14 protein-coding genes and 1 other RNA gene are annotated in these 17,424 nt (G+C 43.6%); 13 read left to right on the forward strand and 2 right to left on the reverse strand.

Annotated elements, in window-relative coordinates; translation table 11 throughout:
* Window position 1: 1 nt before the first annotated feature.
* On the reverse strand, window positions 2-1,360 hold the full coding sequence (locus tag ONZ52_RS06905; protein ID WP_265217948.1) for a sodium-dependent transporter: 1,359 nt from the start codon (window positions 1,358-1,360) through the stop codon (window positions 2-4).
* A gap of 181 nt (window positions 1,361-1,541) precedes the next feature.
* Here ONZ52_RS06905 and smpB point away from each other — a divergent pair, with 181 nt between their 5' ends.
* From smpB to ONZ52_RS06975, 13 genes are all read left to right on the forward strand, one after another.
* A complete protein-coding gene (smpB, locus tag ONZ52_RS06910; protein WP_111607185.1) occupies window positions 1,542-2,021 on the forward strand; it encodes an SsrA-binding protein SmpB in 480 nt (159 codons plus the stop codon).
* A gap of 113 nt (window positions 2,022-2,134) precedes the next feature.
* Window positions 2,135-2,495, forward strand: a transfer-messenger RNA (tmRNA) gene (gene ssrA, locus ONZ52_RS06915).
* Window positions 2,496-2,936: 441 nt separating this feature from the next.
* Complete coding sequence (locus ONZ52_RS06920; RefSeq protein ID WP_265217949.1) at window positions 2,937-3,653, forward strand: hypothetical protein; 717 nt, start codon at window positions 2,937-2,939, stop codon at window positions 3,651-3,653.
* Window positions 3,654-4,132: 479 nt separating this feature from the next.
* The gene (locus tag ONZ52_RS06930) at window positions 4,133-4,639 is read left to right on the forward strand and encodes a PBECR2 nuclease fold domain-containing protein (RefSeq protein ID WP_265217950.1); all 507 of its coding nucleotides are present in this window, start codon (window positions 4,133-4,135) and stop codon (window positions 4,637-4,639) included.
* 710 nt (window positions 4,640-5,349) lie between these two features.
* Window positions 5,350-5,997 (forward strand): hypothetical protein, encoded by a 648-nt coding sequence (locus ONZ52_RS06935; protein ID WP_265217951.1) that lies wholly within the window; start codon window positions 5,350-5,352, stop codon window positions 5,995-5,997.
* Window positions 5,998-6,261: 264 nt separating this feature from the next.
* A complete protein-coding gene (locus tag ONZ52_RS06940) occupies window positions 6,262-6,870 on the forward strand; it encodes a Yip1 family protein (RefSeq protein ID WP_265217952.1) in 609 nt (202 codons plus the stop codon).
* 213 nt (window positions 6,871-7,083) lie between these two features.
* Window positions 7,084-8,175, forward strand: a complete 1,092-nt coding sequence (locus tag ONZ52_RS06945) for a methyl-accepting chemotaxis protein (RefSeq protein WP_265217953.1) — start codon at window positions 7,084-7,086, stop codon at window positions 8,173-8,175.
* 283 nt (window positions 8,176-8,458) lie between these two features.
* Window positions 8,459-11,257, forward strand: coding sequence for a monovalent cation/H+ antiporter subunit A (locus ONZ52_RS06950; protein WP_265217954.1), 2,799 nt, complete (start codon window positions 8,459-8,461; stop codon window positions 11,255-11,257).
* Window positions 11,257-11,622: a Na+/H+ antiporter subunit C gene (locus tag ONZ52_RS06955; protein ID WP_265217955.1), complete on the forward strand. Its 366-nt coding sequence runs from the start codon at window positions 11,257-11,259 to the stop codon at window positions 11,620-11,622. The genes ONZ52_RS06950 and ONZ52_RS06955 overlap by 1 nt, the downstream gene beginning before the upstream one ends.
* On the forward strand, window positions 11,623-13,134 hold the full coding sequence (locus ONZ52_RS06960) for a monovalent cation/H+ antiporter subunit D (protein WP_265217956.1): 1,512 nt from the start codon (window positions 11,623-11,625) through the stop codon (window positions 13,132-13,134).
* Window positions 13,131-13,616 carry a Na+/H+ antiporter subunit E gene (locus tag ONZ52_RS06965; protein WP_265217957.1) on the forward strand — a complete coding sequence of 162 codons (486 nt, stop codon included), beginning with the start codon at window positions 13,131-13,133 and terminating at the stop codon, window positions 13,614-13,616. The genes ONZ52_RS06960 and ONZ52_RS06965 overlap by 4 nt, the downstream gene beginning before the upstream one ends.
* Complete coding sequence (locus ONZ52_RS06970; protein WP_111606806.1) at window positions 13,610-13,879, forward strand: K+/H+ antiporter subunit F; 270 nt, start codon at window positions 13,610-13,612, stop codon at window positions 13,877-13,879. Before ONZ52_RS06965 ends, ONZ52_RS06970 begins: the two co-directional genes overlap by 7 nt.
* A 9-nt stretch (window positions 13,880-13,888) precedes the next feature.
* Complete coding sequence (locus tag ONZ52_RS06975; RefSeq protein WP_111606805.1) at window positions 13,889-14,266, forward strand: Na+/H+ antiporter subunit G; 378 nt, start codon at window positions 13,889-13,891, stop codon at window positions 14,264-14,266.
* On the opposite strand, the gene amt is transcribed toward ONZ52_RS06975, so the two are convergent.
* Window positions 14,241-17,297, reverse strand: coding sequence for an ammonium transporter (gene amt / locus ONZ52_RS06980; RefSeq protein ID WP_265217958.1), 3,057 nt, complete (start codon window positions 17,295-17,297; stop codon window positions 14,241-14,243). The genes ONZ52_RS06975 and amt overlap by 26 nt on opposite strands.
* Between the last annotated feature and the right edge of the window lie 127 nt (window positions 17,298-17,424).

The following is a 17,424-nucleotide window of genomic DNA, read 5'->3' on the forward strand; positions in this document are numbered from 1 at the left end:
ATTACACTCCTATCCAGCCAGCAAGAGTAATCACTATCATTGCTGGAATACTTATGTATTTCAATGTCTTATACCACCATTGAAAGTGATTTGCTTGCTTTGTAATCATCTCATTTTGCAGCATAGGACGAGGAATAAACCACGCCACCAAAACGGACAACAAAATCGCCCCAACAGGCAAAAGAATCAGGGATGTAAATTTATCCAATAATTCAAACAGATTTAGTCCAAACATCAGCTTGCTGTCCCAATGATTAAGAGACAACAACACGGCAATGCCCACAAACCAAACCGCCATGCCCATTAATAACGCCGCTTTTAAACGGGCAATGTAAAATTTTTCATGCAACCAAGCGACAAACAGTTCCAACATGGAAATCGCCGAGGTTAACGCCGCCACCACAAGCAATAAAAAGAACACCCCTGCAAAAAACTGCCCGCCTAACAAATTACCAAAAATGATCGGCAAAGACACAAACGTCAAACTTGAGTCCGCCTGAACATCAATATCAAACGAGAAAACCAACGGAAAAATCACCAGCCCAGCTAAAAGAGCCACCAACAAATCCACGCCCACCACAATGCTACAGGCTCGAGCAATGGACATACGTTTACTCATATAGGCGCCATAAGCAAACATGGCTCCCATGCCAACACTTAAACTAAACAACGCCAAACCGACAGCGGCCAATACCACATCAAAGGTAATATTCTGCCAAGACCAGCGGAACATAAAGTTCAATGCCTCGCTCATATTGCCGATCATCATCGAATAACACGCCAGTAATAACAGTGTTACCACCAACACGGGCAATAAAATGCGTACTACAGCGGACAAACCGCGCGTCACCGATTGGCCAACGGTCAATACCACCAATACCATAAAGACCGAATGCCACAATAACATTTCACTGGGCGTCGCTAACAGTTCATTGAACATGCTAGACGCGCCCACCTGAGTAATATTATCAAATCCCCCCGTGATAGCTCGGTCCAAATAAGCAATAGACCAGCCAGCAATCACACTATAAAACGTCAAAATCAAAAAACCTGTGATCCCCGCTAACCAAGGCACCAACACCCAAGCAGGGTGCACAATGCGGCGTTCACTTAAATCATTTACCGTATCAATAGGATTTGAACGCACTGTTCGGCCAAGCGCCACTTCTGCGATCAGTACCGGCAAACCCACCAGCAGTAGACACAGGCAATACACTACCAAAAAAGCGCCGCCACCGTTTTCACCAAGCACATAGGGAAACTTCCAAATGTTGCCTAATCCCACAGCAGATCCGCTGGCCGCAAAAATAAATATCCATGGACTTGACCAGATACCTTGTAAACATCGACTTTCAGGCATAAATTTAGGCTCTAAATACACAAGATGTGTTTTAAGGATAGGAACAAAATACGAACATAAGCAACGTACGTGACACCTAACCAGACAAATTTAGTTAACAGGTACGAATTTTCCAACATTCAGGCGCATACCTCAAGAAAAGCATAGGTTTTTGCCTCTATCGACCGTATAATTTCCAACTATGAGTAAAGTAAAGAAAAAATCCAGCAGCACGGGCACCATCGCGCTTAACAAACGTGCAAAATACGACTACTTTGTCGACCAGAAGTTCGAAGCCGGTTTGGTTTTATCTGGTTGGGAAGTAAAAAGCCTGCGCGAAGGCAAAGCCCAATTAGTAGACTCCTTCGTCATCATCCACCAAAACGAAGCGTGGCTTGTCGGTGCGCGTATTACGCCACTGCTTAGTGCCTCAACGCATGTTGTTTGTGAACCTTTGCGCCAACGTAAATTACTGTTGAACCGCAAAGAGCTTGATAGGATCATCCAAGTCACCGAGCAAAAAGGCAAAACCTGTGCGGCCATGGCACTGTACTGGAAAGCCAACAAAATCAAATGCGAAATCGCTTTGGTAACAGGTAAAAAAGAACACGACAAACGTGATACTGAACGTGATCGTGATTGGTCAAGAGACAAAGAACGATTAATGAAACACAGTGCCTAGTCTGACCCATTCATAAAGGTTATTTAACCGTGTAGTGAATAGGAACAAACTAAGCATTTCAGCGTTATCTCTAGCGTAAGCCAATAGTTTGCGTTAAACTAACGTTACTTTTTGGGGGCGACATGGTTTCGACGTCGGTTACAAACCCAAAGGTGCATGTCGAGAGTGATACGTGATCTCGTTAATCCCCCGTATCAATTTAATAGTCGCAAACGACGAAAACTACGCTTTAGCAGCCTAAACCGCTGCTAGTGTGCTGCCCTCAGGTTGCTTGTAGCCAGAGATTCTGCAGTATCATAAATTACAAGATGCTAACTGATGCCCCGCCTAGGGATAAGGTTATAAGATTAAGTAGGCTCGCCATTAACACCCTGTCCTTCGGGCGGTTCGTGGTCAAATAATAGAAGTGACTATGCATGTAGAGCCGATGGCAGAGGACTGACGGACGGGGGTTCGACCCCCCCGCCTCCACCAATTAAAGGCTTGATTTTAAAAGGGTTTGCACTTTTTAAGATGAAGTCGACACACAAACGACACACTGTTTGTGAGTCATATAAAAAACCACCTTCGGGTGGTTTTTTATTGCCTTAAATTTACCACTCCCACCTCTTTCTACCAAAATCACCCCATTCAGCGAACCATCCCCTCCTTATCACTTAACGAAAATAGCGACTCCTCTAGAGAAAACCTTTACACTTTTCAATTAGCAAAGAGTAACAGCGGTGTACCTCATCCCCTAGGATGGAGACTTATTTGTAAAACGAGTGCAAAAACAGCTAGACGGCTTGGTTGCTATCACCTCAGACAACAAGAACGACTGAGACATGACATGCCAACTCAGGACTTGAGCAAACTTAAAATAGTTGGCCGCGTTGTGTAGTCTGGCAATACGATGATTTAGGAGAGGAAGGAAAAATGAAAAAAATAATTACCTTCATAACTGATAATTTCACTTTATCGGGAGCACTTTTTGCTGTTTATTTTTTTATAATTCATAAATATTTTGATATAAGCCTAGAAGACCTTAAAAGCATCGAAATTAAGGATGTTGGAGGATTTTTAGGCGGGATTTTTTCCCCACTTGCATTTCTAATGTTGATAATTGGATATATAAAAGAACATAAAAATTCTGAATTTACAAAAAATTGGCTTATACAGGAACGAATATCTCAACAATTATCCATACAACCAGATTTTAACTTTAGGTCTGTAAGATTTAACTATTCAGGCGAAAACTACACCAATGACACCTTTTCATCAACACCTGTCAATGAAAAAGAATTATTACACTTAGACATTCAAAACATTGGAGAAGAAGCAACCAGATTAAAATTTACAGTAAACAACAACAAATATGAATTACCTATATTAAAAAAAGATCAAATTCATAAATTTTCAATTGATCTCCCTGCTATAGAAATACATAAAAGTGAAAAATTTAACGCCACTTTATTAAGTAGAAAAAGTAATAAAATAGAATTGAAAATCAGCTATACCGACAAAGATAAAATAATTAGAGAGGTAATCTATTCTTGTGAAATATTAAAAGAGGAGGATAACCTATCACGCCATATAGTTAATATAACAGAGACATCTCCCGCAATAATTAGGACATTAAGAAATGTCAATTAAAAAATAACTAATGGCTAAGAAGTCCGCTTTCGTGTGAATGGTCGTGGCAGTCGCGAGCATAAGCGAGTCTTTCCCACTAAGGCCGAGTGTGAGCGGCCCCAGCGTTACACTATCGCCCAGCTTGAAACCCAAGCGGATGTAAAGCCGTAGTTCGAAAAACATAAGGACATGCACAGCCTGTCTAAATTGGCTAAGCTATTGGACGCAAACACGGCCATTTTTTACGCGACGGCAAACGTCGGAAAAGAAAACTGCTAATGAACTAACAAAAGGCCAAGCAGCCCACGCTTTTTTTCAAAAGGGTCGACACACATTCGCAAGTCATTTCATGATGAACGGCGGCAACATCTTGACCTTACAAAGGGTACTCGGCCATAGTGACATAAAAAAGACCATGTGCTGCGCACGCCTAGCGCCCGATTTTTTAGAAGAAGCTACAAGATTGAATCCACTTGCAGCAAAAAACGAGTCCTGAACGAATGGCGAAAAGAACAACAGACCAACCTCAATGGAACGAGATAGGGCTAGAAGATTTACGAAGTCTGCCACCCGAGCATAGGCTACACAGCCCCGAAGTAATAGAAGAGGCAGAAAGCCTTGATGAGGCTATAAATATCTTAATGCGTGAATTTGGGTTGCTGCATGAGAGCGATATAAAGCAACTTGAAACACCTATAGGACTAATTGATATAGAGGCTAAGCATTTAGGCCATATAGTCGAAAAACGAATGGATGCACGAGAACGCTATATTCATTATGCCTTAGCAACAATCAGTGACCCTTTTGAGGTATGGCGCTCTCAATATGATAACGACACAGTCAAACTACAGTTTATTGGAACCTACACAAGCCGATATCAAATGCTTGTTGTTGTCGCTCAACACGAGACACATACACTATGGAACTTCATGCAGATAGACGCGAAACGTCTCAATAAACACAGGTCGGGAGAAATAATTTACCAAAGAAAAAGGGTAACAGAATGAACTGTTACCCTTTAAAATATGCGCCCTAATTATCCATGGGCAATGGAGAAAGGTCCCACCCTGACACAGACACTTACTTATCTATGGGGTCCTTCCACAAGTTATAGGCAGTAAGGCCAACTTGCTTCTCGCTTTCACTACAAATACTAGTTTATACATAAACTAAAGTAAACCAATTCTTAGTTTATACGTGAACTAAAGAACATCATAAAAGACACACAACAGACACACCGAACTACTAAAAAATATATTATAAATCAATGCTTTATTTATTTCACAAGTGTTTTATACAGGGTTCGCCCCTCATTTCTACCACTTAAGTGGTTGATTTATCAGAAAAGCATAAGTCAAAGAGTGTAGACACCACAGAGTATCTACAAAAATTAAAGATGTGATGTGTTAGGCAAGATTTGTCGACCTAAAGGCACAACCCACAAGGCCGACAAAAGTCGCTTAGCGACAACTTCAACAGTTTTTTCAATATCGTGGGATATTTGGCTCGCTCTTGTACAGCCGTCATTCTCTGATGAAACGCTAAGCCAGCGCCCTGCCACTCAGCTATTAAATGGCGACATTTATTCAATTGCGACGCAATAGTAAGTTTTTTGAAAAACGTATGAAAAGAGACGGACACACCTCGGCTTTGCGTGTTATCTATGCTTTCATATTGATCGGATAATTTTTTCTGATAAGCAGTGGGGAATACTCTTATGAAATGGTTTGCTGTGTTTGTGCTGTTTTCAGCGCTGTTATCTGGTTGCTCGTCCAGTGTTAAGCTGTCAGGCCACAATGTGAGCAATGTGAGTTCAAACATTAACATTGATAGCTCTGCAACGATTGCGGTACTCCCCGACCCAAATGGCGATGCGCTGACGAATGAACGCTACCTTCCCGATATTGTTGCGGCTTTCAAGGAGCGCGGTTTTACCAATGTATCCGAGTCCCCCAGCGATCCGGATTATAAACTAGTGGTAAACTTTACCTCTGAGGCGAAGGTAGAATCGACGCAAGTGCCAGTGTTTAACAATGAACACAATCTGCCTTACACCATCTGCCATAAAGAACCAGGGTCTGACACGCGCACGTGTTTCACTCGTTATCGCAATTTTATGGAACCAATTGTCAGTGGCTACAAAACAGTAGAAAGCCAAACCAATGTTTATAGCTTTCATTACACGCTCACCGATAGACAAAATAAGTTGCTGTTGGATTCCACCAATACCGTGGTTCATGCCAGCTGTTCAAAATGGAAAATGTTTGAATTTTTAGCCAAAGATGCCATTGCTCGCGCCAATTTTAACAATCCTGTCGACACGCCTTATGCCGTAGAAATGCAGGAAGACTACAGCTGCGAATAAGCCTCGCGGCGCTTTTCAGGGCTGACATGGTGTTCAGCCCTGCTCTATTCCGCCTTGTTTTACTCAAACCTAGTAGCGTTGTACTACGTCTGCTTACATCTAAATCGCATTACTAATACCTTGTTTATAAAAAAACGTTATCACCTTTTACGCTTATTTTTGCGTATAGATCTATACTCTGTATAAGCCACTTTGTTTGGGCGTGGCTGTATCAGGAGTTTTTCCAAATCCATTATGCTCACTCTGTGAGGCAAGGGGGAATCCATGATCAATCATGTTTGGGGTCTTATTCATCATCCAGATAAAGAATGGCGCGCGATTAATGAGGAACATGAATCCGTCAGCCATATGTATTTTCATCATGTACTTTGGATGGCGGCCATTCCGGTCGTCAGTACCTTTATAGGTACCACTCAATTTGGCTGGACGTTTGGTGGTGATGAAGCCATTAAAGTGTCTTTGATGGACGGTCTTGGTCTGGGCGTATTGTTTTATGCGCTTATTTTAGTGGCGGTCGCCATGGTTGGTAGCTTAATCCATTGGATGGCGCGTAATCATTCTAGCCGTCCACCTCGTCAAGAATGCATTGTGTTTGCGGGGTACATTGCAACACCGATGTTTTTAAGTGGGATATTTGCCATTTATCCTATCATTTGGTTGTGTTTATTAGCCTGTGTGATTGGGGTCGCGTATACCGGCTATCTTTTATACCGTGGTACGCCAAGCTTTTTAGGCATTAGTCATAAACAAGGCTTTATTCTTTCTAGTACGACGTTGGGCATAGGGGTTTTGGTGCTCGAGGCTTTGCTCGCTGCCGTTGTGTTGTTGTGGAGCCTTGGCTCAGAACACAGCATTGTGTGGAAATTCTTCTAACCTAATTGAGTCAGACAGTGTAAGCCCTTATCCATTTAAACCCGCCATCAGAGGCGGGTTTTCTTTACCTAAAATAATTACGTGTCAGTGGATTACATTTTTCTACAGATACTTACGCTTCTCTTGATCCGCCCCATGCCAACCGTTTGACTCTTTCTATATACTGCCCCAAATACATTAACAAAACAGTCTAATGCCGACGGAGTAGGATAGATGTTCTTTTCTTCCACCTTAAAACAACGAATTCACACTTTAGAACAACAACTTGAACACGAAAAAAGAGTACATAAAGAACATATATCGGCCATGGAAGACCAGCTTGTCAGTCTGCGCAAAAAAGCCTCTGAACAAGTCGGCCAGCATGACAGTGGACAAGAGCTAATTCGTTACCAACTTCGTGGTGGTGACATGCTGAATTCAATTCGCTTTGGTTTGGCAGAGAGTGCAGAAAGCCTGATTCATGAACGCCAAGAAATCAAACAACTCGACAGTATGTTTGATCAGACAAGAAGCGCATTGGTACGACTCAGTGAGCGAGCCTCTTTAATCAATCAGCAAGCCAGCGCCAGTATGGAGGCCACTCAGGTGCTCGATACAACCGCCAAAGGCATTAGCCAATTAGTATCCAGTATTCAAGAAATATCTGATCAAACCAATTTACTTGCGTTAAATGCCGCAATAGAAGCGGCTCGCGCTGGCTCCGCAGGGCGTGGTTTTGCCGTGGTGGCCGATGAAGTCCGCAATCTTGCCAGCAAGACGCACTCTGCCAGTGAACAGGTTGAGAGTTTGGTTCGCCAAGTGATTAGTCAAACCGAACAAATTAAAACCATGGTGGAACAAAATCAGCAAAGTGCCATGGAAGTGGCGACCTCATCGTCTCAGATTGATGCGGTTGTAGAAAATGTTATAGAGCGCTCTGATCACATGCAACAGGTGATTAAAACCGCGGCCACGCACTCTTTTTTAAATACCGTGAAACTGGATCATGCAGTTTGGAAAAATGATGTCTACAATCGAATTGATAAGAAGAAATTTACCGAAGAAGTAAACATGCACACAGAATGCCGACTTGGAAATTGGTACTATAAAGGCTATGGACATAAACATTATCAACATTCAAAAAGCTTCAAAGCCATTGAAAAACCACATCAGGCCGTACATGAGTCTGGTCGTGCGGCATTAAAAGCGGCCGCTGCGGGTAATACAAAGGACATGTTGCAAATGCTCGATAGAATGGAAGTAGCGAGTTTAGAGGTTGTAGTCAATATTGAAACATTGATGGCAGAAGTGACTCACGCGCGGTAAAAACGACTATATAGTCTTGATCCACTCTATAACCAAGCAACTCGCGGAACTTTTTACGCCAGTTGCTTTCTTATGCTTGTCTGTTTTTGTCACATACGCGTGATAATTTCTTTTACTGTAAGGAGTTTTAGGCTATTGATTACATTAGTAAAAGGCTATGCTTGTTAAGTCCATTCTCTGGGCCATACCAAAAACCATACGTAGAGACCGATTGTTAGGACAACACCATGCTTGTACAGCTCATTTTTATTCGATTTCCATTCGCTAGAAAGGAGTTTTCATCTTGAACTCACTTATCTGGTTGCCGTTTTTGCCTTTATTAGGCACGTTAATTCCTCTTATTACCGCTCGCTTTAGTCGCACCGCTTGTGCCTTTATGACGGCAGCGTTGCCTGCTTTAACTTTGTTCTTAGTGCTATCGCATGCTGGAGAGATTTTTCAGAGTGAGCGTTTTCAAGCGGTCGTGCCATGGATTCCTGCAATTGGATTGGAACTCGCTTTTCGCTTAGATGGTCTGGCCCTGCTGTTTGCGATTTTGATTTTAGGCATTGGTCTTTTGGTCATATTGTATGCCCGTTATTACTTATCAGCGAAGGACTCCATCGGCAAATTTTATGCGTACCTGATCTTATTTATGTTTGCCATGCTCGGCGTGGTGCTGTCAGATAATTTGATTCAACTTTGGTTTTTCTGGGAATTAACCAGTATCAGCTCCTTTTTGCTCATCAGCTTCTGGGGGCATAAAGCGGAAGCCAGAAAAGGGGCAAGAATGGCGCTCACTGTCACGGGTGCGGGCGGTTTGGCACTCTTAGCAGGTTTGTTGATTCTTGGTAATACGGTTGGCAGCTTTAGCCTACAGGACGTTTTAGACAGCGGTGAGTTAATCAAGGCCAGTACGAATTATCCGGTTATTGTGGTACTGGTATTGCTTGGCGCATTTACAAAGTCCGCTCAATTCCCGTTTCACTTCTGGCTGCCAAATGCCATGGCAGCGCCAACACCAGTGAGTGCTTATTTGCATTCGGCGACCATGGTAAAAGCCGGTATTTTCTTAATGGCGCGTTTTTACCCTGCGTTGGCGGACACCAATTTATGGTTCCTAATCGTCAGCCTGACAGGCTTAATTACCTTCTTAGTTGGCGCCTATATCGCATTGTTCCAACATGATTTGAAAGGTCTTTTGGCGAACTCGACCATCAGTCATTTAGGGTTAATCACCTTGCTGTTGGGCATGGGAACAGACCTCGCCGCTGTGGCCGCTATTTTCCATATCATTAACCACGCTATTTTCAAGGCATCCTTATTTATGGCGGCAGGTATCATTGACCATGAATCTGGCTCTCGCGATATGCGTCAGTTAAACGGTCTGTGGAAATACATGCCTTATACGGCGACATTGGCGATGGTCGCGTCAGCCTCTATGGCTGGTGTGCCATTGATGAACGGTTTCTTGTCTAAAGAGATGTTCTTCACCGAGACTCTACACCAAGCGTCCCTAGGTTCTTTATCTTGGTTCATTCCAGTGCTGGCAACATTAGGCGGTGTGTTTGCGGTGGCGTATTCCACTCGCTTTATTCATGACGTGTTCTTTAATGGTGAACCAATCAACTTACCTAAAACGCCCCATGAACCACCACGCTACATGCGTGTGCCGGTCGAGATTTTGGTGGCCCTATGCTTAGTTGTGGGTATTTTTCCAAGTTTAGTGGTGGGCGATCTGTTATTTGCCGCGGCTAATGCCACGCTGAATGGCCCAGCGCCAACCTATAGCTTGGCGATTTGGCATGGCTTTAACTTCCCCCTATTGATGAGCGTGATTGCCTTGATTGGCGGTCTTTTCATGTACTACAACCGTTCACACTTATTTAAGTTTCAAGCGCAGTTTCCAACCAGTGATCCTAAGCTAGTCTTTGAAGGCATTGTTCAGTCATTGGTGGTTAAAGCGCAGCGTGTCATTACTATGACTGAAAACGGTTCTTTGCAGCGCTATGTGTTCTTTACTTTAGGGTTTGCGGTGATCATGACGGCGTCTTCATTAATGAAGCTTAATGCTACGGCAGGGCAGCGTCCTGAAATCCCAGTAGATGCGTTGTCTATCACCTGCGCGGTATTGTTGTGTATTTCTGCTTTGGCAACGGTGATCTGGCACAGAAGACGGGTCGTGGCCTTGCTGACACTATCCGTTGTAGGTTTGATCGTGTCTCTGGCGTTTGCTCAGTTCTCTGCGCCGGATTTGGCTCTGACGCAGTTATCTGTTGAAGTCGTGACGGTGATTCTATTGATTTTGGCACTGTTCTTCTTGCCCCAAAAGACCCCGAAAGAGTCTTCTCCGCGTCGTGTCGTGCGTGATTTAAGTCTGGCCTCTTTAATTGGTGGCGTGATTGGTACTATCAGTTATGCGTTGATGACACGTCCTCTCGATACCATTTCGACCTTTTTTACAGAAAACAGTAAAACCGGTGGTGGTGGTACCAACGTGGTCAACGTGATATTGGTGGATTTCCGTGGTTTCGACACGCTTGGAGAAATTACCGTTTTAGGGATTGCAGCACTCGGTATTTATAAGCTCATTGCCAAAATGCGTTTATTCATGCCCGCCACAGACGATAATGGTTTGCCGTGGTCAGAAGATAGGCATCCCATTTTGTTAACCGTGATTTCTCAAAGTTTATTGCCTTTAGCATTATTAGTATCCGCCTATATTTTCTTACGTGGACACAATATGCCTGGCGGCGGTTTCATTGCAGGCCTGATCACGTCTGTTGCCATTATCCAACAATACATCGCCCACGGTGTCGAATGGATCAAGACTCGCATTAAACTAGATTATCAAATCATGATTGGTTCGGGGATTGGTATCGCCACGCTAAGCGGCTTGGGGAGCTGGATCTTTGGGCACACTTTCTTGTCATCCTGGTTCGATTATTTCTACTTGCCAGTGATTGGCAAATTTGAGCTAGCCAGTGCCATGATATTTGATCTTGGTGTTTTCCTTACTGTGGTGGGGGCGACTATGTTGATTCTTGCAAATCTTGGTCAATTAACCACCAGTGAGCGTCCTATTCAAAAGGAGCATGATTAATGGAAGGTATGTACGCATTTTGCGTTGGTTTATTAACCGCTTGCGGCATTTTTCTGGCCTTAAGAGGCCGTACTTTTTCCGTGGTTATTGGTTTAACCCTGTTATCTTATGCGGTGAATTTATTTTTATTCGCCAGCGGTAGATTAAAACTGAATGCCGCGGCTGTACTTGGGCAATCAGAACAATACAGTGACCCTCTTCCACAAGCTCTGGTGCTAACGGCGATTGTTATCGGCTTTGCCATGACCGCTTTTGTGGTAATTTTAGCCATGCGCGCCAGAGCCGATTTAGGCAATGACCATGTTGACGGTACTATCCCTGAGCAACCAAATAGTACGACGCAAAAATCCGGAGGGAACCAATAAATGCAACATTTAAGCATTTTTCCCATTCTGATCCCTTTGTTGTTTGGCACTATTATGTTGCTGCCACCCATTTCTCGTGACATTCATGCGCAACGTGTCACCTCCATCATTGGAACCTTGTTTTTACTGATTTCTTGCGCCTTTTTGCTTTATCAAATTAATAACCAAGGCGTACAGCTCTATGCTTTAGGTGGCTGGCAGGCGCCTTTTGGTATTGCTCTAGTGGCCGATAAAGTGTCTGGATTACTGGTATTGCTAACAGCATTCTTAGCGTTTGCTGTCATGCTGTATGCGGTTGCAGGACAAGATAAGGGGGGCGCTTATTTTCACCCCTTGTTTATGTTCCAAGTCATGGGCATTAACGGTGCTTTTTTAACCGGCGATATTTTTAACTTATTCGTCTTTTTTGAAGTCCTATTAATCGCCTCTTACGCTCTATTAATTCATGCTGGCGGTAAGCAAAAGACCCAAGCCGCTTTACACTATGTGATTCTCAACCTTGTTGGTTCCAGTTTATTTCTATTCGGACTTGGTATTTTGTATGGCACGCTTGGCACGCTCAATATGGCAGACATGGCCATTAAGGTTGGTCAGCTACAAGGGGAAACCGCAACATTGGCAAAAACAGGCGCCTTGTTACTGTTAGTGGTGTTTGGTTTAAAAGCCGCCATGCTGCCCATGCATTTTTGGCTGCCTAAAACCTACGCCAGTGCGAGTGCGCCAGTCGCTGCACTTTTCGCTATTATGACCAAGGTTGGGGTTTACAGTATTTTCCGTGTTTATACTGTTATTTTTGGCGAACACGCTGGAGAACTCGCAAATATTGCCACGCCTTGGCTATGGCCTCTCGCGTTGTTAACCATCACGATTGGCAGCATTGGTGTGCTAGCCAGCCCAGGTATTAAAACGCTCAGTGCGAATTTGGTTATCGTTTCCAGCGGTAGTTTACTCGCTTGTGCAGCAATCAACTCCGAAGCCGCCACGTCTGCTGCATTGTATTATATGGTGCACAGCACATTGGCGTCAGCTGGACTGTTTTTACTCGCTGACATTATGGCTCGTCAGCGTGGTAAAGCGGAAGACCGATTCGTCCGTTCTCGTCCATTTGTGCAGCCGAGATTGCTTGGTTTTGCTTTCGCTATTCTCGCCTTAGCCTTGGTAGGTATGCCACCTCTATCCGGTTTTGTAGGAAAAATTATGATACTGCAAGCGACTCAGTCGACAGCACAAACCATGTGGGTATGGCCGTTGATTTTGCTGGGCAGTTTAGCTGCGTTAGTCACTTTCTCCAGAGCTGGTACCACGCTGTTCTGGCGCCACAATGGCACGGTATTAGCCGAAGCAGAACCAGCTAAACCGATGGAAATTGCCAGTATTGCTCTTTTATTACTGGCTGCTCCGGTTTTAGTATTGTTTGGCGGCGCAGTGAGCGAGTTTACACTACAAGCAGCGCATTATCTGCATGACATTCAGTCTTCTGCCTATGGATTACTACCAGGAGTCACGCCATGAAATTATTCCCAATGCCATTTCATAGCCTATTACTTTTTGTGGTCTGGTTGTTATTGAATAATTCCATCAGTGCCGGTCACATAGTACTGGCTACCTTCTTTGCCATTACAATACCTTGGCTTGTTACAGGAATGCGGGATGAACACCCTAAGATTCTTAAGCCTTGGTTGGCTATTCGTTATGTGCTGATGGTCATGAAGGACATTTTGACCGCCAACGTAGAAGTCGCTTTGCTGATTATTGGACCAGTCAAAAAGTTAAAACCTGGCTTTGTCGCCATCCCAATCGAGGTCGACTCTGATCTAGGCATTACCATTTTAGCGAGCACTGTTTCACTCACGCCAGGTACTGTCAGCGCAGAAGTATCGAAAGACAGAGCGTGGCTTTATGTTCATGCCCTTCATTTAGAAAATGAAGCAGAGCTGATTGAATCCGTTAAGCAACGTTATGAAAGGCCAATCAAGGAGATTTTCGGATGTTAAGTTATACCATCATTATTGTGGCCATTTGTATTTGCATCGCTTTGATTCTGAATTTATGGCGCTTATTACAAGGGCCAACAGCATCAGATCGCATTTTGGCATTGGACACCATGTACATCAATGCCATTGCTCTGATTCTGTTATACGGAATACACGTGAAAAGTGCGCTTTACTTTGAGGCAGCGGTATTAATCGCCATGCTTGGATTCGTCAGTACCGCTGCACTTTGTAAATACTTACTTCGCGGCGACATCATAGAATAAGGACAAGTTATGCCTTTTTATCTCGAAATTATTATTTGCGTATCCTTACTAACTGGCGGTGCTTTTTTGTTAATCGGTTCTTATGGGCTGGTGCGTTTACCTGATATTTATATGCGTTTGCACAGCCCAACGAAAGCATCCACCCTTGGTATTACGGGAGTGTTGGTAGCATCAATGATTTTTCAAAGCCACCTAAAAGGGTTTCTTTCGATTCAAGAACTCTTGATCACGCTGTTTTTGTTAATCACCGCACCGGTTGCTGCCAACATGATTGCCAAAACGGCGCTACATTTTCGCACTAAACCTATCGATAAAACGCAAGGCCAGGAGCTAATGGAGACGATTCGAGATCGAAAATCGACTAAGCCTCCACACACTCCTCGCTAAGTAATAAAGCGACTTCATTACTTTTCATTGGCTTATAGAAATAATAGCCTTGAAAAATCTCGCAACCTAATGACTGTAGCATATCGGCTTGCTGAGCGGTCTCAACACCCTCAGCAACGATCCCGAGTTCCAAACTTCGTGCCAGGTGAATAATCGTTTCACAGATTTTGGCGTCTTCTGTGTGACTATCACACTCTTCCACAAATGATTGATCAATCTTCAAAATATCTAAAGGAAGACGTTTTAGATAACTCAAGGAAGAATACCCCGTGCCGAAATCATCCACCGATATTTTAATATCTAAGGCTTTAAGTTCAGCCATCACCGCAATGCAACGCTTAATATCTTGTAATAACACACCTTCAGTAATTTCAACTTCCAACAGATTGCCTGCCAAATCGTATTGCGCTAACTTTTCTGAAACATAAGCAACTAGTGAATCTGAAACCAAATGCCGTCCAGAAAGGTTAACCGATATGGGAAGATTCACCAGCCCCTGGTCACGCCATATTTTTTGTTGCTGTAACGCTTGGTCAATTACCCATTCGTCAATCTTAACAATTAGGTTAGATTCTTCTGCAATAGGAATAAAGTCAGCAGGTGAAATGACCCCCTTGATCGGGTGATTCCAACGAATTAGCGCCTCTAGACCAAGAATATGACCTTTCTCCATCAATACTTTCGGCTGATAAACTAGGGAGAATTGGTCATAGGCAAGCGCTTCATTGATTTCTTTTTCAAAACCAAATTTTTTCGTCACGACATTGGCCATCTCTGGGGTGAAAAACTGCGCATTATCACGCCCTTTTTCTTTTGCCCAGTACATAGCAATATCCGCTTGTTGAATCAGCTTATCAGCATCCAAACTGTGCTCTTTGGTATAGGAAATGCCAATACTCGTTGGAATAGTGAAGTACTGTTCATTTAAATGAACAGGGACTCGCATGACTTCTAAGATTTGCTGAGCACGTTTGGCCAAGCGGCTCTCCGTTACATTATCAGTCATCATGAAAACAAACTCGTCACCGCCCCAACGAGCAATCACATCAAATTGATCCGATACAGCAATCAAACGTCTGGCTACTTCACACAGTAATTCATCGCCCGCTTTATGACCTAGGGTATCGTTGATAATCTTAAAATTATCCAAATCTAAGAACAGCAAACCAACCGATGTTTTTTGTTTGGTTGCAAACAACAAAGCACTAACAAGAGAATCCATGAGATACGTACGATTGTACAAACTGGTTAATGGGTCACTGTAGGCCAGAAATTTTAAGCGCTCTTGCAGTTTAACGTGGCGCGTCATATCTCTAATATGAAGTGTGTACTCACTTTCTTGTGAGGCATCTGTATTAGCTTTTGTAATGGCAATCTCTGCCGGAAAATCATTGTTAGGACTACGTTGCAGACGAAATGGATTGCGTCGATTTAAAATCAAACCATTGGACGTCGAGAAGCCAGAATTTAGACTTTCAAAAATCTTTTTCCTATCCGCTTCAAGAATAAACAGACCAATAAAGCTTTTTCCTTCCACTTGTTTTTTAAGGCAACCAAAAGTGCGCTCCGCAGCGGGATTGAACTCCATGACGGAACCAAAACGATTAATGGTAACAATACAATCCATGGACGAATTCAGAATTGCAGACTTGCGCATTTCACTTTCTTGAAAACGCATGAGAGCATCATCCCGTTGCGCAATTTCGCTATTAACACGATGAATTACCTGATTATATTTACGGGCGATTTGCCCTACTTCGGTAAAAGGCTCTTCCGGTACAGGGGTAGAAAAATCCGCATTATTCTGTTGGTATTGCATGGAGGTTAGCAAGTCAAACAGCTCAGTCGTAGCACGGTGTTCAGCGACATTTAGACCTTGCTCTTCCTGCTCTTTGCTGGCACGGAGTGACATGAATCGATTGAGTATCCACATAGCGGCATAACCCACCACAAAACAATACAAGCCAATCACTACAATACCCAAAGCCTGTATGCCAAACTGATCTAAAGCACTCAGACCATTATCAATCCTGTCAGTTTGACCAAATAAGGCCACACTCAACGTTCCCCAGATCCCCGCGAACAAATGTGCAGGCACTACATCAAGTGCATCATCAAGACGCCAACGCGCCATCAACAAACTGCCGTAATACACGATGACCCCAGATACACCACCGATAATGACAGACGCGCCAGGTGAAACAACATGACAAGAGGCCGTAATCCCCACCAAACCCGCAATGGTGCCATTTAACACAAACCCCACTTCGACATAACCGTCGCGCCAGTAATTAATTGACGCCGCCACCAAACCACCCCAAGCAGCCGAAATAAATGTGTTCAAGATGATTAGCGGCACATCGTTATTTAATGAAAGCGTACTACCACCATTAAAACCAATCCAACCAAACCATATCAATAGAGTCCCTAATGCTGACAAGGGGAGGTTATTTCCTGGTGGTAAACGAATCCCTTCTTCAAAACGTCCTATACGAGGACCAATAATCATAATGGCCGCTAACGCCACCCAGCCACCGACAGAATGCACCACGGTAGAACCTGCAAAATCGATAAAACCTAGCGCTTCAAGCCAACCAAGAGGCCCTTCTGAGGGATAAACACCAGACCACACCCAATGCCCAACAATAGGATAAATCAACGCACTGAGTACAAGGGTAATGGCTAAATAACCGATAAAAGTCATGCGTTCTGCTACGGCACCAGAGGTTAAGGTTGCCGCTGTTCCACAAAACATCATTTGAAAAATAAAGAAACTAATTTGCCAAGGTGAGTGTTCTGCATCAAAAAAGAAGTCACTGACACCAAACAGTCCAGCCACAGAATCACCAAACATGATGCCAAAACCAAATAGCCAGAAAATAGCAGTCGAGATAATAAAGTCTGATATATTCTTTGCCGCAACGTTGATGCTATTTTTACTGCGAATGCGACCGCTTTCCAAACACAGAAATCCAGCTTGCATCATGAAAACAAACGCAGAAGCAATCAATAACCAGTAAAATTCTGCCATATCCACCCCATGCGGTGACTACCGCACCAAAAAGATTCACGCCAAACAACATGGTGCAAAACCGCGCACAATACCGCGCGTAACGCGGACATACAAAGGTATATTACGAAGCATTCGCACCAAACAA

Source organism: Marinomonas rhodophyticola (genome assembly GCF_026113935.1).
GTDB classification, from domain to species: domain Bacteria; phylum Pseudomonadota; class Gammaproteobacteria; order Pseudomonadales; family Marinomonadaceae; genus Marinomonas; species Marinomonas rhodophyticola.

Coding starts and splice junctions, on each gene's coding strand:
- ONZ52_RS06935 (WP_265217951.1), top strand. CDS start 5,350: ATGAAATGGTTTGCTGTGTTTGTGCTGTTTTCAGCGCTGTTATCTGGT.
- ONZ52_RS06940 (WP_265217952.1), top strand. CDS start 6,262: ATGATCAATCATGTTTGGGGTCTTATTCATCATCCAGATAAAGAATGG.
- smpB (WP_111607185.1), top strand. CDS start 1,542: ATGAGTAAAGTAAAGAAAAAATCCAGCAGCACGGGCACCATCGCGCTT.
- ONZ52_RS06930 (WP_265217950.1), top strand. CDS start 4,133: ATGGCGAAAAGAACAACAGACCAACCTCAATGGAACGAGATAGGGCTA.
- ONZ52_RS06955 (WP_265217955.1), top strand. CDS start 11,257: ATGGAAGGTATGTACGCATTTTGCGTTGGTTTATTAACCGCTTGCGGC.
- amt (WP_265217958.1), bottom strand. CDS start 17,297: ATGGCAGAATTTTACTGGTTATTGATTGCTTCTGCGTTTGTTTTCATG.
- ONZ52_RS06905 (WP_265217948.1), bottom strand. CDS start 1,360: ATGCCTGAAAGTCGATGTTTACAAGGTATCTGGTCAAGTCCATGGATA.
- ONZ52_RS06970 (WP_111606806.1), top strand. CDS start 13,610: ATGTTAAGTTATACCATCATTATTGTGGCCATTTGTATTTGCATCGCT.
- ONZ52_RS06960 (WP_265217956.1), top strand. CDS start 11,623: ATGCAACATTTAAGCATTTTTCCCATTCTGATCCCTTTGTTGTTTGGC.
- ONZ52_RS06920 (WP_265217949.1), top strand. CDS start 2,937: ATGAAAAAAATAATTACCTTCATAACTGATAATTTCACTTTATCGGGA.
- ONZ52_RS06965 (WP_265217957.1), top strand. CDS start 13,131: ATGAAATTATTCCCAATGCCATTTCATAGCCTATTACTTTTTGTGGTC.
- ONZ52_RS06945 (WP_265217953.1), top strand. CDS start 7,084: ATGTTCTTTTCTTCCACCTTAAAACAACGAATTCACACTTTAGAACAA.
- ONZ52_RS06975 (WP_111606805.1), top strand. CDS start 13,889: ATGCCTTTTTATCTCGAAATTATTATTTGCGTATCCTTACTAACTGGC.